A 24,996-nucleotide genomic window follows, 5' to 3' on the forward strand; every position below is an offset into this window, starting at 1 on the left:
AAATATTATCAATTAATATATTTTTCATCTATATTTGTAACTATTACATTAAGAGTTGCTATTTCAATAAATAAAAATTTCAAGAATTTTGATAAACTCTTTGAAATTTGTGTAAAATTTGTGTAAAATTTTACATACAATATAGTGTCAAAGGAGAAGATATGGCAAGAAAACCGAGAGTGAACGATCCGGGGTTTTATCACATCGTTAACAGGGGGGTTAACGAAAGCGTAGTATTTAGTGAGAAAGAAGATTATTTTAAATTTATGGAACTTATGCTTAAAACAAAATATGATTATAAAGTAACTTTCCATGCATTTACTATACTTCCTACTCATTATCATATTTTAATAGAAACTCACCTGCCGAATATTTCGGAAGCTATGAGATTTCTAAATAGTGCGTATGCTGCTTGGTATAACTATAAAACGGGAAGAATAGGACATTTGTGGAAAGGAAGATTCGAGAGCTATATGCTTTTTGATGAAGATCACTTCTGGAAAGTTGTAAAATACATCGAAAGAAACGCATTGGCTCTTGATTTGGTGGATGATATTACTAAGTATGAATATCAATCATTGGCTTTAAGACTCAAAAAGAATAAGTTTTTCGAGATTATCGACGATAGCAAAATTTTAAGCAAACCTCTTGAAGAGTATATCGAGTGGCTAAAAAAACCTCTTGAAAAACACGAACTTGACGAAATTTACAAAGAGCCAAAAATTATTAAAGACGAAGACGGAAACATTAGAGTTATTAGAAAAAAACTACAAGATTTCTTCAATGAATATAAGGATAAAAAAGAAGCTATCAAAGCTGCAAAAGCAAACGGATACAAATATTCCGAAATTGCAAGATTTTTAGGAGTTTCCAACGCTTATGTAAGTAAATTGGCAAAAAGCTAAAATTTAGCTTTTTGCTTATAGTTTGGAAGCTATCATATCTGTCAGTTCAAGTACTCTTCTTGCATAACCGAATTCGTTGTCGTACCAAGTTAAGATTTTAGCTTTGTTTCCGTCAACTACAGATGTAGAAAGTGCGTCGATAGTACTTGAATGCGGATTGCTTATCATATCCGTAGATACTACTTCTTCATATGTAATTCCTAAAATACCTTTCATTGCTCCGTTAGCGTATTTTTCAAATGTTTTGTTTAATTCTTCAGCAGTTGTTTCTTTTTTAAGAGTTACCGAAATATCAGTTACGGCAACATCAGGTACCGGCACTCTAAGAGCCATTGCGTGCATTTTTCCTTTTAGGTTAGGGATTACTTCAATTGTGGCTTTTGCAGCTCCCGTTGTAGTAGGAATGATATTTACGGCAGCAGCTCTACCTCTTCTGTGTTTTCCAGGTTTTTTCTTATCGATAGTCACTTGGCTTGAAGTGTAAGCGTGAACTGTAGTTACAAGAGCGCTTTCCACACCGAATTCGTCTTCTAAAATTTTCATAACCGGTGCCAATGAGTTTGTAGTACAACTTGCATTTGATACTACATGATGATTTTCAGGGTCGTATTCGTTGTCGTTTACTCCCAAAACAAATGTTTTATCTACGTTTTTACCAGGTGCGGTGATAATTACTTTTTTAGCTCCCGCTTCAAGATGTTTTGCCGCGTCTTCTCTTTTTGTAAATTTACCCGTAGCTTCGATAACGATATCTATTCCCATCTCTTTCCAAGGAAGTTTTGCAGGGTCTCTTTCGCTTACGATTTTAATCTCTTTTCCGTCGATTATCAAAGAGTCGTCAGTATATTCCACACTCGCAGGAAATCTTCCGTGAACCGAATCGAATTTAAGCATATAAGCTAAATCTTCAGGAGTTCCGCTTCCGCCGTTTGCTACAACGATTTCTACGTTTTTAGGTTTTGTTTCAACATAATGCCATAGAACCATTTTTCCGATTCTACCGAGTCCGTTAATTGCAACTTTTGCCATTATCTCTCCTTTTTATTCTATTTATGGAATTTTATCATACTTTTTGTATTTAAAACCTTAAATAAGGCTTTGAGACGAATATAAAATGTATTAAAAAAATAGATTTGTAAAATTTTATAAAATATAGTATAATTACGCCTCAAAAATTAAAAAAACGCCTCCTTGCTCCTGAAGCGGGGGCTATAAAGCCAAAAGGAGATTTAATGAGCTTAAGACATTACGAAACGATGTTTATTACGAAGCCGACACTTACTGACGAAGAAAAAGCGGCAATCGTAGAAAACGTTAAAAAAGTTATCACTGAAAGAGGTGGAGAAGTAGTAGCAGTTGACAATATCGGTGTTAGAGAACTTGCATATCCTATTCAAAAATTCGAAAGAGGACATTATTATATAGTTTATTATAAAGCGCCTGCGGAAGCGGTTCTTGAACTTGAAAGACAAATGAGATATAACGAAGATTTATTAAGATTCATGACTGTTAAATACGAAACTAAAAAAGATATCAAACGCTGGGAAGAGATGGCTAAGAATGTTCAATAAAGTCATCCTCATCGGCAATCTCACAAGGGACGTAGAGCTTAGATATACCCCTAGTGGGACTGCTATTGCCAAATTCGGCCTTGCAACAAATAGAACTTATAAAGACAGCGTTACTGGTGAAAACAAACAAGAAGTGATGTTTATCGATATTACAGTATTCGGTAGAAGTGCCGAAATTGCCAACCAGTACCTTGCAAAAGGCAGAAGGGTATTAATCGAAGGAAGACTTGTACTTGATACGTGGGTTGATAGTAACGGACAAAAAAGAAGTAAACATTCGATCGTAGCTGAGAGAGTGCAGTTTATGGATAGTAAAGCGAGTGCTGAAAATAGCGGTTATCAAAGCGGCGGATATTCAAATCAGGGATATAATAATCAGCCTCAGCAACAGCCTCAGATGCAACCACAACAAACACAACAAAACAATAACGAAATTCCGTCAATTGATATTGATGAAGACGAATTTCCATTCTAAAAGGAGATATTATGGCAGCTGATCCAAAGAAAAAATACGGTAAAAAAAGATGTAAATACTGCGAAATGAAAGTTGATTACATCGGATATAAAGATTTAGATTTAATCAAATATTCACTATCTGAGAGATATAAAATTATGCCAAGAAGACTTACAGGTACATGTAAAAAACACCAAGATATGGTACAAAAAGCAATCAAAAGAGCAAGACAAGTCGCACTTATTCCTTACGTAGTGGATAGAAAAAGAGTTATCGAAAATCCATTCGATCTTATCAAGCCACTTAAAGGGTAATCCCTTGTGGCTACTTTATACATAAACAAACAAAACCTCTTTAAAAACCTCGACAAAATTTCTTCAAAAAATCCCAATATTTTAGCCGTTATCAAAGATAATGCATACGGACACGGAATTTTTACCATTTCAAAACTTTTAAAAGAGTACGGAATAAAAAAAGTATGTGTAAGAAACAATCAAGAAGCCGAGCTCGTTAAGGATTTGTTTGAAGAGATTTTGATTTTCAATCCTACGACGGGTAGAAGTTTTAAAAACTTCTCATACGCTATTAATTCTCTTACTCAGCTCAAAAAAAACAGACATCCTAATATTCATCTTAAAATAGATACCGGAATGCATAGAAACGGGATATTAATAAGCGAACTTGATGAAGCTCTTGAATTAATTAAAGAAAAAGAGTTTAATTTAATAGGTGTTTTTTCTCATTTTTGTTGTAGTGAAGAGGTAGGTTGCGATACTTTTATTCAGTATGACAAGTTTTTGGAGATTAAAAAAAGGGTTTTGAAATTTTGCAAACAAAATTCTTTAAATGAGCCTTATTTTCATATCGCCAATTCCACCGCTATTTTCAAACTCCCCGATACTTTGGATTATGTTAGACCCGGAATTGCAATTTACGGAGGAATAGAGGGGTTTGAGCCCGTTATGAGTTTGGTAGCAAAAGCCGTAAGCGTTAGAGAGCTTGATGCCAAAGAGGGTGTGGGATACAATAAAACTTTTATAAGTGATGAAAAGATAAAAATCACTACCGTAGATGTCGGATATGCGGACGGGATACCTTGGTTTAAAAACGGATGTAAATTAAAAAACACTCAAGCTATCGGTAAAATTTCTATGGATTATATGAGTGTTATCGGAGAGCATAAAGAGGTTGTTGTTTTTGATGATATAAAAGAATTCGTTAAAAACTTCGATACCATAACATACGAAATCCTTGTAAAAATGTCTCCGAGAATCAAAAGAGTAGTCAAATGAAACCTATAAGCGTAACTCAGCTAAACAATCAAATAAAATCGATTTTGGAATCTCACTTTGAGATAGTGTTGGTTGAGGGTGAAGTTAGTAAGGTGGTATATCACTCCTCGGGTCATCTCTATTTTACCCTAAAAGATGACAAATCTTCCATAAATTGCGCAATGTGGAGAAGCAATCTTGCTAAAATGAAATTCAGACTAAAAGAGGGTGAAAAAGTATTGGTTTACGGAGCTGTGAATCTTTATGTACCAAGAGGGGAATATAAAATCATAGCCCAAAGTATCGAACCCAGCGGAATCGGAGCTTTACAGCTTGCATTCGAGCAGTTAAAAGAAGAACTCAAAAACTTAGGATATTTTGACGAAAGCAAAAAAAAGCCCCTGCCGAAGTTTCCTAAAAGAATAGCGATAGTTACTTCTTCTACGGCGGCAGCGCTTCAGGATATGCTAAGAATTGCCAAAAAGAGATGGCTTTTGAGTGAATTTTATCTTTTTAATACGCTCGTTCAAGGCGAGGGTGCTGCTGAGGATATAGCAAGAAACATAAAAAGAGCTGATGAGTATGTTTTTGAGGACGGCAGAGGTTTTGATTTGATAATTATAGGAAGAGGGGGAGGTAGCAAAGAGGATTTGTGGGCTTTTAACGAAAGAGTGGTGGCTGATGCCGTGTATCAGGCGAAAACTCCGATAATTTCTGCTGTTGGGCATGAGATTGATTATTTGATTAGTGATTTTGTTGCGGATAAAAGAGCCGCTACTCCGAGTAACGCTATGGAAATTGCCTTGCCTGATAAAAACGAAATATTGATGATGATAGATGAGATGATAAATTCGTTTTCTTATAAAACCTCTCATATTATCCAAAAAAAAGAGAAACTGCTTCACCATTTGATAGAGATTTTCGAAGCCAATTCTTTAAATAAAAAACTTGATATGAAATTAAATGAAATTAACGTTTTAAAAGAGAGGTTTAGGTATTCGTTTAAATCTGTGCTTGATGATAAAAATTTAACTTTGGAATCTTTAAAATCTTCTTTTATAAGCTCTTCTCCGAAAAACAGACTATTAAAAACCGAAGAAGAGATAAAACTATTGAAAAAAAGTTTTGGTAATTTAATGGTTGAAATCATAAGAGTTAAAGAAAACTCCCTGCCTCTAAAAGAGGATTTTAATTCAAGAGCGTTGAATATTATTTTTGTAAAACAAAAAAGCCTAAACTCCCTAAAAGAAGCCTATAAACTCGCAAATCCTAAAAATAAAGAAAAAATTGGTTTTGCGGAAATAGTAAAAAACAATAAAAGAATTCCTCTTGAAAATCTACAAATTAACGACGAATTTAATCTACAAAATACTTCGACGATAATCACCGCGAAAGTTTTAGACAAAAAATAAAAAAATTTTTTTTTCTGCCGATTTTGTTTTAACAAAAAACAAAAAGGACAGAGTATGTTTTGCGGTAAGTACATCAAAGAAATTGAAAAACTCCAAACAAAAATAGAGTATTTGGAGGATAAAAAAAGGGAGCTTGAAAGAGAAAACGAAAGGCTCTCAAGTGAAAATCTTAATTTGAAAATGCAACTTGACGCTCTTGAAAGACAAGCCGGAATGAAACCGAATGTAAATACCTCACAACCGAACGCAATTCAGTGTGAAGTAAATGAAGTTAAAGAACTGGCGGAAGAGAGTGAAGAGAGAGTTGAAGAATTAAAAGCTCTTGAAAAAATGAAAGAGAGTGTTCAGACTTTAATCAAAGATTTAAGAGATACGTTTAATTTACTAAACCTTGAAATCGATAAAATAGTCGGTTTTACCGATACTACAAAAGAGAGTTTCAATCAATTGGGCTCTTCAATCGAAGAAATTAACAATGTTATTCAATTAATTAAAGATATCTCCGAACAAACTAACCTCTTAGCTCTTAACGCCGCAATCGAAGCCGCAAGAGCAGGAGAGCACGGAAGAGGATTTGCGGTAGTTGCCGATGAAGTTAGAAAACTTGCCGAGAGAACTCAAGATGCTACGAAAGAAGTTGAAATTACTATCAATACTCTAAAACAAAGCAGCGGAAATATTACGAGCGAGAGTGAAACTCTTGTAAATATTACAAGTAAAATGTATGAACTTATGAGCGAATTCAAATCGATTTTCGAAGAACTTTATGAAGTAGATATCAATTCCGTAGAAGAATTTAAAGAAGTATTGAAAAAAGTTGAAGATCTAAATAGAAAATTGCAACTTTTAGCAAAAGAGGTAAAAAGATAGGAATACTTTTTGCTTCTTTTTTAAAAAAGGGTTGATATGAGAGTTACACAATTTACTTTTTATAACAACTTCGTAACCGACCAACAAAGAACTTTAAGCGAACTTACAAAAGTCCAAACTCAAATCGCAACGGGCAAAAAAATAGAAAATATGTATGACGACCCTACCGTATATACTAAATTTTTGAAACTTGACGAAGAGATAAATTCCTTTACTCAAATATCTTCATCCGCAAAATTCGCAAAAACATTCGCACAAGAGAGTGATACGACTCTAAATGATATCGTATCAACCCTGAGTAGTTTTAAAAGCAAGCTTTTAACCGCAGCAAACGATACCAACAATACGACGAGTAGAGAAGCTATCGTAAGTGAGCTAAAAAGCGAACTCGAACATCTAAAAAACTTAGCAAATACATCCCTTGACGGAAAATATCTTTTTAGCGGAAGCGCTTTTGATAAAAAACCGATAGAAGACGATTATTCTTATCAAGGAAACGATAAGAGCGTAAAAGCGTTTTTGGGTGCAGGAGTAGAAAGAGAATATAATATTCCCGGAAGCGAGCTTTTCTTAGGTAGAGATAACGACTATAAAAAACATATGACTCTAAATGTTATACAATATGACAAAATGAAAGCAAATCCTCAATTTGTCGTAAGAGGTGCCGATGGGAATCTGTATATCGACAAACATCAACAATTAAACGGCACTCATCCTGATAGTGACAATCCTCCTATAAACGAAACGATAACTATCGATTCTCAAATAAGAATGCTTACGGGAGTTGAGGATAAATATGTTGGTGATGGGAAATATGAAGACGGAATCAGTTATTTTTATATCAAAGGTAGAAAACCAAACGGCGAGAGTATCAATACGAAATTTTCTTTATCGAACTCTCAAAGCGTAAAAGATTTGCTTGATAAAATCGGCGCAGCATACGGAAATACCGCAACCAACAAAGTAGTTGACGTAACTCTTAACGATATGGGTGAAATTCAAATCAAAGACGTAAATAGCGGAAAAATGATGAGTGATTTTTATATGGTGGCAAGCGATAGCGATGAGGCCGATATTTCGGATTTGGTAAAAAACGGGGATTATATCGTCGAATTTCAAAAAAGTAACTTCAAAGGAATAAGAGATTTATCTCAAGCTACCGCGAATAATAGCGGTTTTGACAATAGAGTATTTAATTTCGGATTGAAGTTTATAAACGGAAATAGAGATGCGATTCCTCAGGATTTGGCAAAAGACGTTTTTGGAAGCGAAGCTATAAAAGAGGGTAGCGATACGATAAAAGAGAGTGTCGATTTTGTTAGATTTACAGGTACCGACACAAGTGGGAATGCAGTGGATGTAAATATCAAAATCACCGATACTACCACTATGCAAGATGTGTTGGATACTATTAAAAATAGTTTCGGGGATGTTAACGTATCTCTTGAAAACGGCAAAATAGTAGTTACGGATAATTCTCTTTCTTCCCCGAGTGACGATTCGAAACTATCAATTACAATGCAAACATATAGTGACAGCGATAATGACGGAGTTTTTCATACTCATGACGATATGGTTAAGGCATTAAGAAGAGATGACGTAGCTAATTTTGATAAGTTGTATATGGATAAAAACGGCAACGAAATAAAAGGAAACGTTTCGAATATTCAAAAAGATTATATTACGTATTTTAAAGACGGACAAAAAATTGTAGAAAAAAATCCTAATGCTCAAACTTACGTAACTAATGATACCACTCTTGCGGATAGTATCGGAATTGATGATATAGACGGTAAAGAGTTCGAAGTGACGTTTAAAAAACAAGACGGAAAGTTTCAAAAAGCAATCATTACTTTAAGAAATACTCCCGATGCTGACGGACATTTATCTACTTTTTGGATAGATGAGAACAACGACGGAGTTAGAGACCTCAATGAGGTGTTTGATATATATGACGCAAACGGAAACAAAACGCCGGCAAATACGTTTATTAAAACAACTACCGAAATGGATCCTACTACATGCGAACTTTGCACAAAAGAAAACGTTCAAAAAGGTTTGACTTACAGACAGTTGGGAGATGTGGTTTCTATGCTTGTAAGCGGTAATATCCCTGCCGATAATACACCTCAGGCATATGAGAGTGCTCTTGCAAACGCAAAAAACAGCGTTGAGAGCGGTGTGGATGAAAAAGGTAGATTTTACGTAAAAGACAAACAAAACGCAAATACGAATATAGAACTTGCAATAGACGATAAAAATTCAAACGATTTATATTTTCAAGCAAACAATGCAATTACAATAGACGAACCTCAAACCGACTTTTTTGCGACATTGAATCAAGCGATAGAAGCGGTCGAAAACGGAAATAATTTTGCCGATGCTTCTTCAAAAGACGCAAGAAACTTCGGAATTCAAGGGGCTATTGAAGCGATTGATCACGTAATGGATAGAGTTAGACGCTCTCATGCAAAAATCGGAGCTGTCAGCAACGAATTCGATATGACGATACAAAGAGTCGATATGTTAAAAATAAACGTACAAACATTGCAATCCGAAAATATAGATACCGATATCGGTGAAGCTACAATGAGACTGAATTCTCTAAATACGTCGTATCAAGGGCTACTTGCGAGTATTGCAAAGGTAAATAATTTGACGCTTCTTAACTATTTAAGATAAAATTTCAATAAAAAAAAGGATAAGTGATTTTAAGAAAAGCGTTTTTTGTCTTTTTGGGTGCCCTTTTAATCTATTTTGCTATTTCTACATTTTTACCTTCGGCTTCCGTAGTCGGTAAATTCGGAAAATTTCTGGGTGATAGTAATTTATTATTATTCGGATTTTTGGCATATCTTGATATTTTATTTTTTGCGTGGATACTTTATTTGTGGTTTTTTAACAAATTCAACACTCAAAACTCACTTAGAGCACTCGGTATTATCTTCTTATTTTTGGGCTTTTTAATATTTCAGGCTCTTATTTTTCAAAAAGGTGTTATCGGAAACGTAATAGCCGTAGCGCTTAAAAAATATATCGGAATTTTGGGAGTCGCTCTTTTAGGTTTCGTAATTTTGGCATGGGGCGGATTTTTGATTTTTGAAGAGAAAATTTTCGAATACATACATAAAAAAAGAGCTAAAAAAGAAGAAAATGATGTTTCTATAAATGAGAATGCAAACATAGAATCAAAAGAGAGTTTAGAATTTGAAGAAGACGATTTTGAAGAAGAAAATATTCAAGTTTTCGAGCAAAAAGAGGATTTTGTAGAAAATATTGATGAAAAAGTTACGAAAAGTGACAATGACGAAGATGTTTTGGAAACTTTAAAAGAGTCATTGGATGAAGAAGATTTAAAACCTGCCGCTAAAAAAGCTGAGACAAAAAAGAAAAAAGAGACAAAAGATAATTTTGAAGATATAGCACAAAAAATAGAAGATAAAAACGAACACAAAGTAACTCAAGTCCAAGAGCTTGAAGATACTAAAAAATTATTATCAGAAATAGAAATAGGAGAGCGTGAAAAACCGAGAGATTGGAAGTTTCCTCCTCTTGATATATTGCAAAAACCGCCTAAGAAAAAAAGAGAAATAAACGAAGCCGAAATAGATAAAAAAATAAAAATTTTGCTTGAAAAATTAAAGCAGTTTAAGGTGGAAGGCGATGTAGTCAGATATTACGTAGGGCCGGTCGTTACTACTTTTGAATTTAAGCCTTTACCGCATATTAAGGTTAGCAAAATTTTATCTTTACAAGACGACCTTGCAATGGCTTTGAAAGCTAAATCTATAAGAATACAAGCCCCGATTCCCGGAAAAGACGTAGTAGGTATAGAAATTCCGAATGATAAAATGGAGACTATTTATTTAAGAGAAATACTTGAAAGCGATATTTTCAAAAAATCGAAATCTCCTTTGACTTTGGCTCTTGGAAAAGATATAGTCGGAGCTCCTTTTGTTACGGATTTGGCAAAACTTCCTCATCTTTTGATTGCCGGGACTACGGGAAGCGGTAAAAGTGTGGGAATTAATGCAATGATTCTTTCATTACTTTATAAAAATTCTCCGGATGAGCTTAAATTCGTAATGATAGACCCTAAAATGCTTGAGTTTTCGATTTACGAAGATATTCCTCATCTCTTAACTCCCGTAATTACAGAGTCTAAAAAGGCTATCGTAGCACTTAACGCTATGGTAAAAGAGATGGAGAGACGTTATAAACTTATGGCCAAAAAAAGAGTTAAAAATATAGAAGGCTATAATAAAAAAGTCGATAAAAACGAAAAGTTGCCTTATATCGTGATTATAATCGACGAGCTTGCCGATTTGATGATGACAAGCGGAAAAGACGTCGAGTATGCAATCGCCAGACTTGCGCAAATGGCAAGAGCCAGCGGCATTCACTTGATAGTCGCTACTCAAAGACCGAGTGTTGATGTTGTAACAGGGCTTATTAAAGCGAATTTGCCAAGCAGGATTTCTTTTAAGGTGGGGCAAAAAGTGGATAGTAAGGTAATTTTAGACCAATACGGAGCCGAGAGTCTTTTGGGGCGAGGTGATATGCTATTTACGCCTCCTGGAATTGCCGGGCTTCTTAGACTGCACGCTCCGTTTACAACCGAAGAAGAGATTGAAAAAGTTGTCGAGTATTTGAAATCACAACGTCAAGCAGATTATGACAATACCATAATCAATACAATCGAAAGCGAAGCGCAAGAGCTTGAAGAAGTCGAAGATTTGGACGAATTATTTGAAGAAGCGAAAAAAATTATTCTAAAAGAGAGAAGAACGAGTATAAGTTACCTTCAAAGACGTCTTCAAATTGGGTATAATAGAGCAGCCAATATTATTGAGCAGATGGAGAGAATGGGAATTTTATCGCCGCCTAATGCAAAAGGGCAAAGAGAAATCTTAATTTAGGAGAAAAAAATGAAAAAAATGCTTTTTTTAGCAAGCGGAGCATTACTTTTTTTGGTGGGATGTGCTGAAAAACCTATGGCGAATAACGTAGTGGAACTTGCTGGTAATCAGACGATTGTAGGTTGGAAAGATTATAATAATACGACTCAAAAACAAGTAACAGAAGAACAATGCAAACCGGAAGTTAAATATATAGTACCAAAAGATTCTGACGGAGACGGAGTGCCAGACATTAAAGACAAATGTCCTAATACGCCTAAAAACTTAACTGTAGATCACAATGGATGTCCTGTACTTGCGAGACTTTATATAAATTTTGATTTTAATAAAGCGTATGTGAAAAAAATCTATTATCCTGAAATTAAAAAAGTGGCTGAAATTTTAAAAGCTAATCCTAAACTGAAAATCGAAGTTGCCGGATATACCGATAATATAGGAAGTGCTGAATACAATCAAAAACTCTCATATAAAAGAGCACTTGCCGTTAGAAATTTATTGGTATTAAAATATGGAATTGATGCAAATAGAATCGTAGTAAAAGGTTATGGAGAAAAATATCCGCTTGTACCGAATACTACAGCAACAAACAGAGCGTTAAACAGAAGAGTGGAGATTGTAGCTATCAGCGGACTTAAATAATCTCCTCTCCGTTTATGTACATTTTTTCGACTTCATTTGTGTGAAGGATTATTTGTAGAGGTAAAAGCTCTAAATTTTTAACTTTGTTAGGAAGCTTGAATGCAATGATATCGGCATCTTTTCCTTCTTCCAAACTTCCGTTGTTTAAATTTAAAGATTTTGCGGCATTGATAGTTACCGATTTTAATAAATCTTTTGCAAGAATTTTCGGATGTAAGTCGGTATGCATTAAAAGTGCGGCTCTTATTTCTTTGAATAAATTTAAAGAATAATTCGAACTCATCCCGTCCGTTGCTACGGAGTAGTCTATTGAAAAATTTTTTACTCTCTCAAGATTCAAAATACCTACGTTAAGAAGTCTGTTTGATACGGGACAATGCGCTATTGAGGCGTTTAATTCGCTGATTTTTTGTAACTCTTCGTCGTTTGCGTAAACGCAGTGAATAAAGGTCGTGTGTGTGTTTTTGAATTTTTCTAAAAATTCGAGAGGTTTGATTAAAGGTTTTGCGTTTTTGAAATGTTTTTCAAAGAATAGCTTAAATTCTCCTTCACCTTTATCAAGCCAGCTTCTTTCAGCTTTGCTTTCCATAAAATGCGCTTGAATAGGCAAATTTTTTTCTCTTGCGATAGATATTACTTTTTCCATTAAAATAGGATGAACGGAATAAGGAGAGTGAATTGAGATTCCTACTTTAAATTTTTCGTTTCTTTTTTCTATTTCGAAAGATTCGTGAAGTCTTGCTTGAAAATCTTGATAGAGCATATCCACAGCCCCCGGAGTCGTTCCGATTATCTCGTTAAAATAGACTACTTTTAGGGGTGAATGTTTTATATATTTAAGGTCATCTCCCGTGGAGCTTATTTCTCCAAAAGCGCAAACACCGCTTTTTTTCATCTCTTCGATAGCTTTTTTAAAACACTCTCCCTTACATTCGACGAATAACGTTTCTCTGTGCTCTATTACGGAATTTAGCCAACCTATAAAATCTCCGTATTCAAGTAAAGTTTTGTTGGAGCTGAATTCAAGATGAGTATGAGTATTGATAAGTGCCGGCATTACAACGGAGTTTTTGCCTAAATATATCTCTTTATCGACTTTCGGTAAATTTTTTCCTATTTTTTTTATCTCTTTATCAAAAATAACTTCGGCATTTTCCAAAATAGTGTAATTTTTATCCATACAAACGACATAATCGGCCTTTAACTTAACCAAACCATTTCCTTTTTTAAATGATTTTAGCAAAATTTTAGTAAAATAACACAAAAAAAGGAGAATTTATGAAAATCAAAGTAATTCACGGACCGAATTTGAATATGTTAGGTGTAAGAGAGGTACAACTTTACGGACCGATGAAGCTTGAAGATATTAATAAAAATATGGAAATGGCTGCAAAACAAAACGGATTTGATATCGAATTTTATCAATCCAATCACGAAGGTGATATCGTAGACGCTATTCAAGAGTGTCTCACAGACGGAACCGACGGACTTATTATTAATCCTGCGGCTTTAACTCACTACTCTATCGCAGTTAGAGACGCTATTGCAGCACTTAGAAGTAACGGAATGCCTGTTGTTGAAGTGCATATGACAAATACTGCGGCAAGAGAAGAATTCAGACATAAATCGATGATTTCGCCTGTCGTAATCGGAACTATTACGGGATTTGGGCCATTTAGTTATCATTTGGGACTTGTTGCCATTATGCAAGTTTTAAATGAAATTAAAATGGCAAAAGAGCAAAAACAAGGACAATAATGGATTATATCCTTAACGGAGAAAACGAAATTTATTACGAATGCGGGTGGTCGAGCGATAACGCTATATTTTTATCGCTCTCACACGCTCGCTATGTAATTACGGACGGAAGATATACGCTTGACGCAAAAGAAAAAGCAAACGCCGAAGTAATAGAAGCTAAAGATTTGTTAAAAAAAGCAAAAGAGCTTATTTTAAAGCATAAAATCAAAAAATTAAAAATCGACCCGACAAAATGGAATTATAAAGATTACACTTCTTTGCAAAAAGTCGTTAATTTACAAAACGAACCTAATATGTCTCATAAAAAAAGAATGATAAAAAGAGATGACGAGCTTGAGATAATAAAAGAAGCGGTTAGACTTGGGGCTCTTGCTTTTGAAGAGTTTAAAAACGAAATTGAAGAAGGATTTGACGAATATGAGCTTTCTTATAGATTTAAAGAAAAACTGACTTTAAGAGGTAGAAGAGCTCTTAGTTTCGAACCTATTGTGGCTATCAACGAAAACGCCGCAAAACCTCACGCCGAAGTTAGTGAAAAGCGTCTTAAAAAAGGCGATTTGCTGCTTTTGGACGCCGGAATAAAATATAAAAGATACTGCTCGGATAGGACTCGTACTATTTTTGTGGGCGATAATATCAGTATGTCTAAAAATCAAAAATTTTCGAATAAGGAAATTCAAAAAGTATACGATATCGTGAGAAAAGCGCAAGAAAAAGCCCTAAAAGCCGTAAAAGTCGGAATAAAAGCAAAAGAGCTCGATAAAATCGCAAGAGAAGTTATAGAAAAAGAAGGATACGGAAAATATTTCGTTCATTCTTTAGGTCACGGTGTAGGGCTTGATATTCACGAGTGGCCTTATATCAATTCGAGAAACGAAACGACAATAAAAAACGGAATGGTGTTTACAATAGAGCCGGGAATTTATATTCCGGGGGCTTTTGGAGTGAGAATTGAAGATATGGTAATGATAAAAGATGAAAAACCAATCATTCTTAGCGAGGAGATATGAGAAGAATCATAAAAACCACCTTTTTCCCCGCTCCTTATAAAAAAAGCACCAAAAAAAACGTCGCTTTGATAGGTATAGGCTGTAATCTCGGAAATTGTATCAGGAGATTTAAAAAAGTATATAAAACTATCGATTCTCATCCTAAAATCGATATAATTCAAACCTCAATCATTTATCAAAATCCGCCTTTTGGGTATTTAGACCAGCCCGATTTTTATAATTCGATTTTGGTCGTAAAGACTTCATTTTCTCCTTTTGAGCTTTTGAGGTATCTTTTATGGATAGAAAAGAAATACGGAAGAAAGAGAAGCTTCAAAAACGCCCCGAGAACTTTGGATTTGGATATAATATTGTATAATAATGTTAAAATTAATACAAAAAAACTCATTATACCGCATCCGCATTATAAAAAAAGAGATTCGGTTCTCGTACCATTAGCATTAAAGGATTGAGTTGAAACTAAAAACATACACGGCGCCGACATATACTGAGGCTTTGAATAAGATAAAAGCCGAACTCGGAGATGACGTTGTTATCGTATCAAGTAAAGAGATTAAAAAAAAGACTCTCACAAGTCCCGGGCTTTACGAGATAGTGGTCGCTATTGAGGAAAAACACGAAAAAAGTGTCAATAATAAAAAAAGCGACGTTGATGACGTAATGCTTAGGCTCTCAAAAGCCGCAAAAGAGATAAATACCATCTCCACAAAACAAAACATAGAAAAAAGCGCTAATATTTTTCAATCTCAAAAAGAGCCTCAAAATACCAAAAACTTACAACCTTATAACGATGAAGAGATAAAAGCATTAAAAGACGAGCTTAGTAAACTTTCGGATACTCTAAAGTTTCTACAAGCCGCGGTTTGGGATATTTCTCACAAAGACGACCTTGATTTACCGCCGGAATTTAGCGAAATATATGCACTTTCACGTGCAAGTGGAATGAGTGCCAAACATCTTGACGAGATAATGAAACTCACTATCAAGTATATGCCTGTAAAAATGAGAAAAAACAGAGATACTATAAGACGCTATTTTCATACTCTTTTGAAAAAAATGATTCCTATAAGAATCGAAAGAGAAATAAAGCCGCCTCACAAAAAAATAATGATGTTTGTCGGACCTACGGGTGTTGGAAAAACGACTACAATAGCAAAACTTGCCGCAAGATATGCTTATAAACTCTCTCAAAGACATAAAGTAGGAATTATTACTCTTGATACCTATAGAATCGGTGCCGTCGAGCAGTTGATGACGTATGCTAAAATGATGAGACTTCCGATTGAAACCGTAGTTGACCCTAACGATTTCGAAGAAGCCTTAAATACTCTAAGACATAACGATTATATCTTAATCGACACCGTAGGTAGCTCTCAGCACGACAAAGAAAAAATAGAAAGACTCAATTCGTTTTTGAAAGTAAATACTTTTGCGGAAATAAACGTCTCTTTGGTACTCTCTGCTACGACTAAATATGAAGATTTGTGCGATATTTACAATAATTTTTCGATTCTTCCGATAGATACGTTTATTTTTACTAAACTTGACGAAACCAAAACTTACGGAAATATCTTTTCTTTGCTTCTTGATACAAAAAAACCTATCAGTTATTTTTCTATAGGTCAAGAAGTACCTGATGATTTAATGGTAGCCGATGCTGACTATTTATTAAAAGGTATTTTGAATAAGGAGCTTAGTTGAAAACGCAAGCCGATAAACTGAAAAATTTGGTTCAAAACGAAAAACCAAAAGATTTAAAAACAAGAGTAATTGCTATTACAAGCGGAAAAGGCGGGGTTGGAAAAACTACGATTACCGCCAATTTAGGATACGCACTAAGCGCTCTTGGATTTAAAGTGGCACTTTTTGATGCCGATATCGGACTTGCGAATTTGGACGTAATGTTAAGAGTCAATCCTAAAAGAAACATTTTAAACGTCCTAAAAAACGAGTGTACTTTAAAAGATATCGTAATAGAAGTCGATAAAAACTTTTATTTAATTCCTGGTGAGAGCGGAGAAGAGATAATCAATTTTGCGGATGAGATGAGTTTGAGTAACTTTTTATCTCAACTCGATTATTTTGAAGATTTCGATTTCTTTTTGATTGATACGAGTGCAGGAATCGATAAAAGAGTACAAACTTTTCTTGATGCGGCCGATGATGTTATAATTGTAACGGTACCGGAACCAGCAGCAATAACAGACGCTTATGCAATGGTGAAAGTAATAAGCGAAAAGAGAGATATCGCTTATATGATATTAAATGAAGTACATTCTCCAAAAGAAGCGAACAATATTTTTGGTAAAATAATAAATGTGGCAAAAGTAAATTTAAGAAGCGATTTTAGATTATTGATGCTCGGGTACATAAAAAACGATAAAAGCATCTATATTTCATCGACCAAAAGGCTTTTATTTACAAAAGAGTATCCTAATTCGTCGGTTAGCGAGCAGGTCTTTTCGATTGCGAGAAAAATAGCAAAAATTTCGGAACGAAAAGTGCTTGAAAAGGAAAAAGGACTTAGTAGCTTCTTTAAGAAGATTTTTTCAGGATTTTAAAAAGGGTGGGCAATGAGAGGAGAGAATTTCATATATTTCGCGACGGTCAGCGGATTTTTTATAGGGCTGATTTTCTCGGTTTTAAAGGATTTCGGGGTTGAAGAGCTTTTATTATATACTTTTCTAATCACTTTGATTTTTTATTTAGTGGCTCTTGCAAGCGTGGCTTTTTATGTAAAATATATAGATATTAAACAGATAGAATATTTAAATAAAAAAGAGATAGATTCGGTACTTGACGTGCAGATTAAAGAGCTTGAGAAAAAAGAAGACAGCATATTAAATAACTACGAATTTATTAAAAAAGTCGAAGAAGAAGAGCTGGAAATCATCAGAAAGAATAAATCATGAGTTCGCACAATCCGTATAACGACAACATAAAAGCTTATAGAGACCATTTGGCTGTCGATTATATGCCGGCTGTAAAATCTATGGCCGCAAGACTAAAAGAGAGATTGCCAAGCAGTGTGGATTTTAACGATTTGGTTTCTATCGGATTCGAAGAGCTCGTTAAGCTTGCAAAAAGATACGACCCGGCAATTAACGATAATTTTTGGGGATACGCGCAAACGAGAATTTACGGCGCAATGCTTGATTTTTTAAGAAGTTTGGATACTGTCAGTAGAGGTGATAGAAAACTTATTAAAGAGATTGAAAAAGTAATAGAAAAATATACTTCCAAATTCAATACCGAACCGAGCGATGAAGAGATAGCGGAAATTCTCGATGTTGATGTTGAAAAAGTAAGAAAAGCCAGAACCGCAAGCGATATTTATACGGTAATGCCTATTGAGGACCAAATGAACTACTTCGACGACGTTTCGAAAAAAGTCGAAGAAGAGGAATTAATCGATAAAATAATGGAAGTTTTGGAAGAGTTCGGCGAAAAAGAACAGATGATAATTCAACTTTACTATTTCGAAGAGCTTAGTCTAAAAGAAATAAGCGAGATTTTAGGTGTAACTGAGAGTAGGGTTTCGCAAATACATAAAAAAGTTATTAAAAAACTAAGGGAAAGATTAGCAGATGGCTGATATTTTATCACAAGAAGAAATCGACGCGCTACTTGAGGTTGTCGAAGAGGAAGATATAGCTCCTGAGGAACTTGAGAAAGTTCCCGATATTTTAGAACAAAAACAGGTAACGCTATACGATTTCAAAAGACCCAACAGAGTCAGCAAAGAACAGTTACGTTCAATTCGTGCCATTCATGATAAAATGGCGAGAAATTTGGCAAGTCACATCTCTTCTTTGATGAGAAGTATCGTAGAGATTCAGCTTCACTCCGTAGACCAAATGACATACGGCGAATTTCTTATGTCTTTGCCAAGCCCTACGTCTTTTAACGTTTTTTCTTTAAAACCTCTTGACGGAAAAGGTGTAATAGAGCTAAATCCGAGTATCGTTTTTCCTATGATAGATAGACTCCTCGGTGGCCCGGGAATGCCTTTTGATGCCAATAGGGAATTTACGGATATAGAAATAAACCTTTTGGATCAGATATTAAGAGTTATTACTCAAAATATGAGAGATATTTGGTCTCCGATTATGGATTTGTATCCTGTTATAGAAGCTAAAGAATCAAGTCCGAACGTCGTACAAATCGTTGCTCAAAACGAGATTGTCATAATGATAGTAATGGAGATTATCATCGGTCAAACAAGCGGTATGATGAATATATGCTATCCGGTGATTACGATTGAGAGTTTGTTACCGAAACTTGCGAGTCGCGATTTGATGCTTAGCGAAACGAGTAGCAGAAAAAGTAGAAACAAAGAATTAAGAGCGCTTCTAAGAGGAGCAAAAATCGAGCTTGAAGCTGTGCTCGGATATGCCGAACTTACTATGAAAGAGATTTTGGAACTTCAAGAGGGCGATATCATAAAACTAAACCGCCCGGCGGATGATACTGTGGTAGTTAAGGTTGACGGAAGAGAAAAATTCATAGCCGAATTCGGTGTGAAAAGGTATAGAAGGTCGATAAAAATCAAAGAAATCCTAAAAACTGAACACGACGAAATTAAACAAATCCTTGAAAAACTTGAACAAAAAAGAAAACAAAGACTTGAACAAATAACAGGAGAAGAGAGTGAATGAGTTTATTGAAATACTTCTTAACGAAATAAAATCCACAATTGAGGGATTAATAGGGATAACGCCGGAAATAAATCTTATTAATCACTCCAAAAATACCGGGACGACTTCTCCTTCATACGTAAAAGTATCGGCAAAAGTAAAACCTAAAGGTGAGATAGTTTTTATTATTCCTCCCGAATTTGCGACGGCTGTTACCGATTTGATGTTGGGAGGCGAGGGAGAAGCCAAAAGCGAAGTTAACGAAGACGACCTTGATGCGGTAAAAGAGATTGTTTCTAATATTTTGGGAGCTCTTTCTACAGCTCTTGAAGCCCAAAGCGATATGCCGGATTTGAAATTTGAAGTGGGCGAAGTTACTTTCGTAAGCGTCGAAGAGGATTTTGAGGATTTCGGATATGTGATAAATATAGAATGCAAGGTAAACGATATATTAAAATCTTGTCAGGTATTTTTGGATAAAGCTCTTTATTCTTTGATAGCCAAAGAAGAAGTCCAAGAAGCTGCGCCAAAAGAAGCTCCAAGCGATATTGCAATACCTGAAGAAGCCAAAAACTTAGAGATGCTTCTTGATGTCAAGCTTCAGCTTAGAGTTAGAATCGGTAGTAAAGTTATGCTTTTAAAAGATGTTATTAATATGGATATCGGAAGTATTGTCGAGCTAAATCAACTTGCGAACGAGCCTCTTGATATTTTAATAGAAGATAAAAAAATAGGTGAGGGCGAAGTGGTGATAGTTGACGGAAACTTCGGTATTCAGATAACTTCTATCGGAAGTAAGGCTGATAGGTTAAAATCACTTAAAGGTTGATTTTTTTTAAATTGTTTGATAAATTGCGATTCAAAAAGGCAGGGCGTGTTTAAGTTTAGCGAAATAAGCGATATGTGTATTAAATGCGGTAAATGTATTCCGGGTTGTACCATTCATAGAGTAAATCCCGACGAAGCCACTTCTCCAAGAGGATTTTTGGATATCCTAAAAGGCGTCGAAGAGGGTGAAATCGAGATAGATAAAAATTTTAAAGATACTGTTGAGAGTTGTTTTTTGTGTAATCAATGTGTTGAGGTGTGTCCTAACTCTTTGCCTACCGATTTTATGATTGAAAACGCCAGAGCTAAAGTTGCCGAAAAATTCGGTATTGCATGGTATAAGAGAGCATTTTTCTTTTTACTGAAACACAGATGGGCTTATGATTTGGTAAGTAAGCTCGGATTTTATTTTCAAACGTGCGGATTTAAAATAGAAGAAGAAAAAAAAGCTATCAGAAGCCGTTTTTCACTCCCTATGCTTCACAAAGGAAGACTTCTTCCGGCGTTTAGGAAAACGTCGTTTTTAAAAAAATATCCTGAAAAAATACCGGCGAAAAATCCTCAAAAAAGAGTTGCAATTTTTATAGGATGTATGGCGAATTATAACTATACAGAAGTCGGGGACGCTCTTGTTAAGATTTTGAAATTTTTAGATATTGATATTTTTATTCCTAAAAAACAAGCTTGTTGCGGCGCGCCAGCATATTTTACAGGAGATTTTAAAACAACGGAAGAGCTTATAAAAAGAAATATCGAATACTTCGAAACTTTTATAGATGAAGTTGACGCTATTTTGGTTCCGGAAGCAACATGTACGGCTATGCTAAAAAAAGATTACGAAGAATACATAAAATATCATATGGATTATGAATGGCTAAAAAGACATGAAAAGGTAAAAGCGAAAATTTTCGGAACTACCGAGTGGCTTTATAAATATACGGACCTTGAAAAAAGACTAAACAAAAAGTTAAATTCAAGCGTTACATATCACGACGCATGTCATTTCGGAAAAGTATTCAATATAAGAAAAGAGCCTCGTGCTTTAATATCTAAAGTCGTGGAAGTAAAAGAGATGGAAGATCCGAATGTTTGCTGCGGGTTCGGGGGTATTACAATGCAAACTGAAAAATTCGACCTCGCAAGAAAAGAAGGGCTAATCAAAGCCGAAATGATAAAAAAAGTAGATGCCGAATATGTAAGTGCGGAGTGTAGTGCTTGCCGTATGCAGATAACGGAACACCTTGATAAAGTAGGGGATAATAAAATATTCGTTCACCCTCTTGAAATAATCGCAAAAGCTATAGAGGATTAATTACATTTTTCCTTTATAGCTTGTTGTACCGATTGAAATATTTCGCCGTCTTTTGTGACGAATTCATCTGATTTTTTATTCAAAATCACAACTGTTTTATTGTCATCGCACTCTATTACGCTTTTTGAAGAGTTTTCAAATACTATTTTACCGCTTGCAAATACTGCACAGCTTAATATCATAATAGATAAACTTTTTTTAATCATTTTCTTCTCCTATAAATTTTTTATAAGCATTTTCGAAATTTTCATTCCAATTTAATTTTTGGTTTATTTTTCATTGACGCTGAATTTTAATCAATTATATATATTTCTACTAAAATAAATATTTTTTGAAGTTATAATTTTTTATGATAGCTTTTATGCTTTTTTGCTATAATTTTCCCAAACCCAAAAGGAAAACCAAGTGATAGAATACTGGCAGCATATTTATCAGCATTTTAATCCTATAGCTTTTACGATTTTCAGCTTCAAAGTCCACTGGTATGCTCTTATGTATATTACCGCTCTGGTAGTAGGATATTTTGCGGCAGTAAAATTCGGAGAAAAATTCGGTATCGACAAAAAAATAATCGATGAGTACGTCGTATGGGCCGAGATAGGGATAATATTGGGAGCGAGGATTGGATTTTTTGTCTTTTATGTTCCGAATAATCACTACTATTTAACTCATCCGTGGGAGATGTTTAATCCTTTTGTAAACGGACATTTGGTGGGAATACGAGGTATGAGTTATCACGGAGCGGTTATAGGTTTTATTATAGCTACGCTTTTATATTGGAAAATTAAAAAAGTAGATTTGTGGAAACTTATGGATGTGGTGGCACTATCCGTACCGCTTGGGTATGTATTCGGAAGAATAGGAAATTTTCTAAATCAAGAACTTTACGGAAGAGCGACGGATGTCGCTTGGGGTATATACGTAAATGGAGTATTAAGACATCCGAGTCAATTATACGAAGCTTTTTTTGAAGGGGTATTCAGTTTTGCTATAATCTATTTGTGGTATAAAAGGTATTATAAGTGTAAAGGCGAACTTATCGGGCTTTATTTGATTACATACGGATTTTTTAGAAGCTTGTGTGAATTATGGAGGGCTCCGGACCCGCAGTTAGGGTTTATTTTCGATCATGTGACAATGGGGCAGATACTTAGTTCGTTTTTAATTGTCGGAGGAATTATTATTTTTTATTTTAGGAGGAGAGCATGCAAAAATTAGCTATTGTAGGCGGAGGAATAAGCGGATTAACATTAGCTTATTATTTACAAAACGATTATGAAATTACGGTCTTTGAAAAAGAGAAATGGGGCGGAAAAGCATATACTCAAAAAGTGGATAAATATTTATTGGAAGAGGGTGTAAACGGATTTTTGAGTAATTCTCCAAAAACGCTTGAGCTTTGCGAAGAAATAGGAATTAATCCTATAAAAGCCAATGAAAATTCCAAAATCAGATATATTTACGATGATAAACTTTATCAAATTCCGTTAAAACCTATTGAGTTTTTAAAAAGCGATATTTTAAGTTTTTTTGGAAAACTTAGAGTTGCTATGGAGTTTTTTGTAGAGCCGATTTGTGATAGGGAAGAGACGGTTGCCGAATTTGCGACAAGACGTCTTGGAAAAGAGTTTAATAGACGTATGATGACACCTATGCTTGCGGGAATATATGCTTCCACTCCCGAAAAAACATCAATGAACGCGGCATTTCCTAAACTTAAAAAAATAGAGTGTGAGTACGGGAGTCTTTTTAAAGGGATGATAAAACTAAAAAGAGGCGGACAGCCAAGCGGAGAGCTTCATTCGTTTGAATGGGGAATGAGTGAGTTTATCGAAAAACTTATATCAAAGACAAAAGCTAATTTCGTTGAAAAAGAGATTATTGATATTGATGAGCTTGATGAATTTGATAAAGTGGTAATAGCGACTCCTTCGTACAATGCTGCGGAAATATTGGCAAAATATGAAAATTTAAGCGGATTACTTAAAAAAATAGAATATAATCCCGTAGCGATTGTCGGATTTGATTATGAAGAAATTAAACCGGTTTGTTTCGGGATTTTGACGGTAAAAGATAAATCGCTTGGAATTTTGATGGATAAATATATTTTTCCGAATAGAAACGCTATTAGAGTAATGGTCGGGGGTGCGAGATATCCGGAGATTAAAAATATGAGTGAAGAGGAGATTATAAAAATCGCTGAAAATGACGTGGCGAAAATTACGGGAGCTCAAAAACCGAGTTTTAAATGGATAAAAATACATAAAAACGCAATACCGAATTACTCTTTGGGACATCAAAAATTGGTTGATGAGATTATGAAAGAAGCGGAAAAAATAGGAATTTATTTAACCGGAAACGCTTATAAGGGAGTTAGCTTTAACGATTGTATTAAAAATTCGTATGAGTTAGCTCAAAAATTAAAGGAGTCAAATGTTTGAAAATTTAAGTTATTCGCTTTTTGATTATTTTGATAAGATGCCTTTTGTTGTCAGTTATATTGCCGGGCTTTTGAGTTTTTTATCCCCTTGCGTATTACCATTGGTGCCTATTTATTTTTTTTATATAACCGGGATAAGTGCCAAAGAGCTGCAAGAAAGAGAACTTAACAAAAAGGAAAAAATAAAAATTTTTTTAAATTCTATGCTTTTTATTGCGGGATTCGGGGTGGTATTTATTTTATTGGGTGCGGCTGCTGCGAATTTGATAGGTAATATTTTTGCAAATAAATGGGTTAATATAATAGCCGGGATAGTAATCGTACTTTTCGGATTGAATGTCGGAGGGTTTATTAAGTTCAAGTTTTTACAATTTGAAAAAAGAGCCAATTTTCAAAATGCCGGAAGTTTTCTTTTAGGAGTCTCTTTTGCTCTTGGGTGGACGCCTTGTATCGGACCAATATTCGGAACGATTGTAGGAATTGCCGCTACAGAGCCAGCAAAATCGGTATTTATGATGATTTTATATACTTTAGGACTTGCAACTCCTTTTATTTTAATGGCATTTTTTACTGTTGCAAGTTTAAAACTTATAGAAAAAACTAAAAAATATATGGGGATAATAGAAAAAATAAGCGGACTTTTATTGATTGCCGTTGGAATTTATATTTTTTATAAAGGTATATCATGAAAAAAGTCGTTATTTTTTTAGGAGTTATGCTTTTTGCAAAAGATTTTGTCTTTTGCACGTCTTGTCATAACGGAAGAAAAGAGATAAAACTTTCGACTCTTACAAAGCAGGAAATAGTAAAAAAACTACATGAATTTAAAAGTTCAGAAAAAGGTACGATGAGCTATATTGCAAAAGGTTTAAGCGAAAAAGATATAAAAAAAGTCGCCGAAAAATACGGTAAGTAGATATAAGTAAAAGTTATAATTTTGAAATTTTGAGGAAATTGAGTATAATCA

26 protein-coding genes and 1 pseudogene are annotated in these 24,996 nt (G+C 34.6%); 24 read left to right on the forward strand and 3 right to left on the reverse strand.

Translation table 11 applies throughout. The features are described 5' to 3' along the window. Positions 1-161 precede the first annotated feature (161 nt). On the forward strand, positions 162-905 hold the full coding sequence (locus EDC58_RS00235; protein ID WP_123351487.1) for a transposase: 744 nt from the start codon (positions 162-164) through the stop codon (positions 903-905). Between the two features lie 15 nt (positions 906-920). On the opposite strand, the gene gap is transcribed toward EDC58_RS00235, so the two are convergent. After that, entirely contained in the window at positions 921-1,934 is a 1,014-nt protein-coding gene (gene gap, locus EDC58_RS00240) for a type I glyceraldehyde-3-phosphate dehydrogenase (RefSeq protein WP_123351488.1), read from the reverse strand. Between the two features lie 203 nt (positions 1,935-2,137). On the opposite strand from gap, the gene rpsF reads away from it, so the two are divergent. The 9 genes and pseudogenes from rpsF to EDC58_RS00285 all read left to right on the forward strand — a co-directional run bounded on the left by rpsF (position 2,138) and on the right by EDC58_RS00285 (position 12,041). Next, on the forward strand, positions 2,138-2,476 hold the full coding sequence (rpsF, locus tag EDC58_RS00245) for a 30S ribosomal protein S6 (RefSeq protein WP_123351489.1): 339 nt from the start codon (positions 2,138-2,140) through the stop codon (positions 2,474-2,476). Next, positions 2,466-2,951, forward strand: coding sequence for a single-stranded DNA-binding protein (gene ssb / locus EDC58_RS00250; protein WP_123351490.1), 486 nt, complete (start codon positions 2,466-2,468; stop codon positions 2,949-2,951). Before rpsF ends, ssb begins: the two co-directional genes overlap by 11 nt. Before the next feature lie 11 nt (positions 2,952-2,962). Beyond that, entirely contained in the window at positions 2,963-3,244 is a 282-nt protein-coding gene (rpsR, locus tag EDC58_RS00255) for a 30S ribosomal protein S18 (RefSeq protein WP_123351491.1), read from the forward strand. Between the two features lie 6 nt (positions 3,245-3,250). Further along, complete coding sequence (locus EDC58_RS00260; RefSeq protein ID WP_123351492.1) at positions 3,251-4,222, forward strand: alanine racemase; 972 nt, start codon at positions 3,251-3,253, stop codon at positions 4,220-4,222. Then, positions 4,219-5,613: an exodeoxyribonuclease VII large subunit gene (gene xseA / locus EDC58_RS00265; protein ID WP_123351493.1), complete on the forward strand. Its 1,395-nt coding sequence runs from the start codon at positions 4,219-4,221 to the stop codon at positions 5,611-5,613. Before EDC58_RS00260 ends, xseA begins: the two co-directional genes overlap by 4 nt. Positions 5,614-6,069: 456 nt before the next feature. Then, positions 6,070-6,483, forward strand: a pseudogene (locus tag EDC58_RS10395) (methyl-accepting chemotaxis protein); the annotation flags it as partial. 36 nt (positions 6,484-6,519) lie between these two features. Further along, the gene (gene flgL / locus EDC58_RS00275; RefSeq protein WP_123351494.1) at positions 6,520-9,165 is read left to right on the forward strand and encodes a flagellar hook-associated protein FlgL; all 2,646 of its coding nucleotides are present in this window, start codon (positions 6,520-6,522) and stop codon (positions 9,163-9,165) included. A 23-nt stretch (positions 9,166-9,188) separates the two neighbouring features. After that, positions 9,189-11,402 (forward strand): FtsK/SpoIIIE family DNA translocase, encoded by a 2,214-nt coding sequence (locus tag EDC58_RS00280; protein WP_235823142.1) that lies wholly within the window; start codon positions 9,189-9,191, stop codon positions 11,400-11,402. Between the two features lie 9 nt (positions 11,403-11,411). Further along, positions 11,412-12,041 carry an OmpA family protein gene (locus tag EDC58_RS00285; RefSeq protein ID WP_123351495.1) on the forward strand — a complete coding sequence of 210 codons (630 nt, stop codon included), beginning with the start codon at positions 11,412-11,414 and terminating at the stop codon, positions 12,039-12,041. On the opposite strand, the gene mqnF is transcribed toward EDC58_RS00285, so the two are convergent. Further along, the gene (gene mqnF / locus EDC58_RS00290; protein WP_123351496.1) at positions 12,034-13,254 is read right to left on the reverse strand and encodes an aminofutalosine deaminase family hydrolase; all 1,221 of its coding nucleotides are present in this window, start codon (positions 13,252-13,254) and stop codon (positions 12,034-12,036) included. The genes EDC58_RS00285 and mqnF overlap by 8 nt on opposite strands. A 65-nt stretch (positions 13,255-13,319) precedes the next feature. On the opposite strand from mqnF, the gene aroQ reads away from it, so the two are divergent. The 10 genes from aroQ to EDC58_RS00340 are packed head-to-tail and all read left to right on the forward strand — an operon-like array spanning position 13,320 to position 21,589. Next, a complete protein-coding gene (gene aroQ / locus EDC58_RS00295) occupies positions 13,320-13,799 on the forward strand; it encodes a type II 3-dehydroquinate dehydratase (RefSeq protein ID WP_123351497.1) in 480 nt (159 codons plus the stop codon). Further along, the gene (locus EDC58_RS00300; RefSeq protein ID WP_180937073.1) at positions 13,799-14,812 is read left to right on the forward strand and encodes a M24 family metallopeptidase; all 1,014 of its coding nucleotides are present in this window, start codon (positions 13,799-13,801) and stop codon (positions 14,810-14,812) included. The genes aroQ and EDC58_RS00300 overlap by 1 nt, the downstream gene beginning before the upstream one ends. Beyond that, positions 14,809-15,264, forward strand: a complete 456-nt coding sequence (gene folK, locus EDC58_RS00305) for a 2-amino-4-hydroxy-6-hydroxymethyldihydropteridine diphosphokinase (protein ID WP_123351499.1) — start codon at positions 14,809-14,811, stop codon at positions 15,262-15,264. The genes EDC58_RS00300 and folK overlap by 4 nt, the downstream gene beginning before the upstream one ends. 1 nt (position 15,265) lies before the next feature. Then, on the forward strand, positions 15,266-16,513 hold the full coding sequence (flhF, locus tag EDC58_RS00310) for a flagellar biosynthesis GTPase FlhF (RefSeq protein ID WP_123351500.1): 1,248 nt from the start codon (positions 15,266-15,268) through the stop codon (positions 16,511-16,513). Beyond that, positions 16,510-17,373: a P-loop NTPase gene (locus tag EDC58_RS00315; RefSeq protein ID WP_123351501.1), complete on the forward strand. Its 864-nt coding sequence runs from the start codon at positions 16,510-16,512 to the stop codon at positions 17,371-17,373. Before flhF ends, EDC58_RS00315 begins: the two co-directional genes overlap by 4 nt. A 12-nt stretch (positions 17,374-17,385) precedes the next feature. Next, positions 17,386-17,724 (forward strand): hypothetical protein, encoded by a 339-nt coding sequence (locus tag EDC58_RS00320; protein ID WP_123351502.1) that lies wholly within the window; start codon positions 17,386-17,388, stop codon positions 17,722-17,724. Next, positions 17,721-18,407 carry an RNA polymerase sigma factor FliA gene (locus EDC58_RS00325; RefSeq protein ID WP_123351503.1) on the forward strand — a complete coding sequence of 229 codons (687 nt, stop codon included), beginning with the start codon at positions 17,721-17,723 and terminating at the stop codon, positions 18,405-18,407. Before EDC58_RS00320 ends, EDC58_RS00325 begins: the two co-directional genes overlap by 4 nt. Further along, a complete protein-coding gene (gene fliM, locus EDC58_RS00330; protein ID WP_123351504.1) occupies positions 18,400-19,470 on the forward strand; it encodes a flagellar motor switch protein FliM in 1,071 nt (356 codons plus the stop codon). The genes EDC58_RS00325 and fliM overlap by 8 nt, the downstream gene beginning before the upstream one ends. Next, positions 19,463-20,278, forward strand: coding sequence for a flagellar motor switch protein FliY (fliY, locus tag EDC58_RS00335; RefSeq protein ID WP_123351505.1), 816 nt, complete (start codon positions 19,463-19,465; stop codon positions 20,276-20,278). Before fliM ends, fliY begins: the two co-directional genes overlap by 8 nt. 45 nt (positions 20,279-20,323) lie before the next feature. Further along, positions 20,324-21,589, forward strand: a complete 1,266-nt coding sequence (locus tag EDC58_RS00340) for a (Fe-S)-binding protein (RefSeq protein ID WP_123351506.1) — start codon at positions 20,324-20,326, stop codon at positions 21,587-21,589. Here EDC58_RS00340 and EDC58_RS00345 read toward each other — a convergent pair. Further along, complete coding sequence (locus EDC58_RS00345; RefSeq protein ID WP_123351507.1) at positions 21,586-21,795, reverse strand: hypothetical protein; 210 nt, start codon at positions 21,793-21,795, stop codon at positions 21,586-21,588. The genes EDC58_RS00340 and EDC58_RS00345 overlap by 4 nt on opposite strands. 202 nt (positions 21,796-21,997) lie before the next feature. Between EDC58_RS00345 and lgt the strand changes: the two genes are divergently transcribed. The 4 genes from lgt to EDC58_RS00365 are packed head-to-tail and all read left to right on the forward strand — an operon-like array spanning position 21,998 to position 24,945. Then, positions 21,998-22,807: a prolipoprotein diacylglyceryl transferase gene (gene lgt / locus EDC58_RS00350; protein ID WP_170151107.1), complete on the forward strand. Its 810-nt coding sequence runs from the start codon at positions 21,998-22,000 to the stop codon at positions 22,805-22,807. Beyond that, complete coding sequence (hemG, locus tag EDC58_RS00355) at positions 22,795-24,030, forward strand: protoporphyrinogen oxidase (RefSeq protein WP_123351509.1); 1,236 nt, start codon at positions 22,795-22,797, stop codon at positions 24,028-24,030. Before lgt ends, hemG begins: the two co-directional genes overlap by 13 nt. Then, positions 24,023-24,718: a cytochrome c biogenesis CcdA family protein gene (locus EDC58_RS00360; RefSeq protein WP_123351510.1), complete on the forward strand. Its 696-nt coding sequence runs from the start codon at positions 24,023-24,025 to the stop codon at positions 24,716-24,718. Before hemG ends, EDC58_RS00360 begins: the two co-directional genes overlap by 8 nt. Beyond that, positions 24,715-24,945, forward strand: a complete 231-nt coding sequence (locus tag EDC58_RS00365; protein WP_123351511.1) for a c-type cytochrome — start codon at positions 24,715-24,717, stop codon at positions 24,943-24,945. Before EDC58_RS00360 ends, EDC58_RS00365 begins: the two co-directional genes overlap by 4 nt. Positions 24,946-24,996 lie beyond the last annotated feature (51 nt).

This window comes from Caminibacter pacificus, assembly GCF_003752135.1.
GTDB lineage: Bacteria > Campylobacterota > Campylobacteria > Campylobacterales > Nautiliaceae > Caminibacter > Caminibacter pacificus.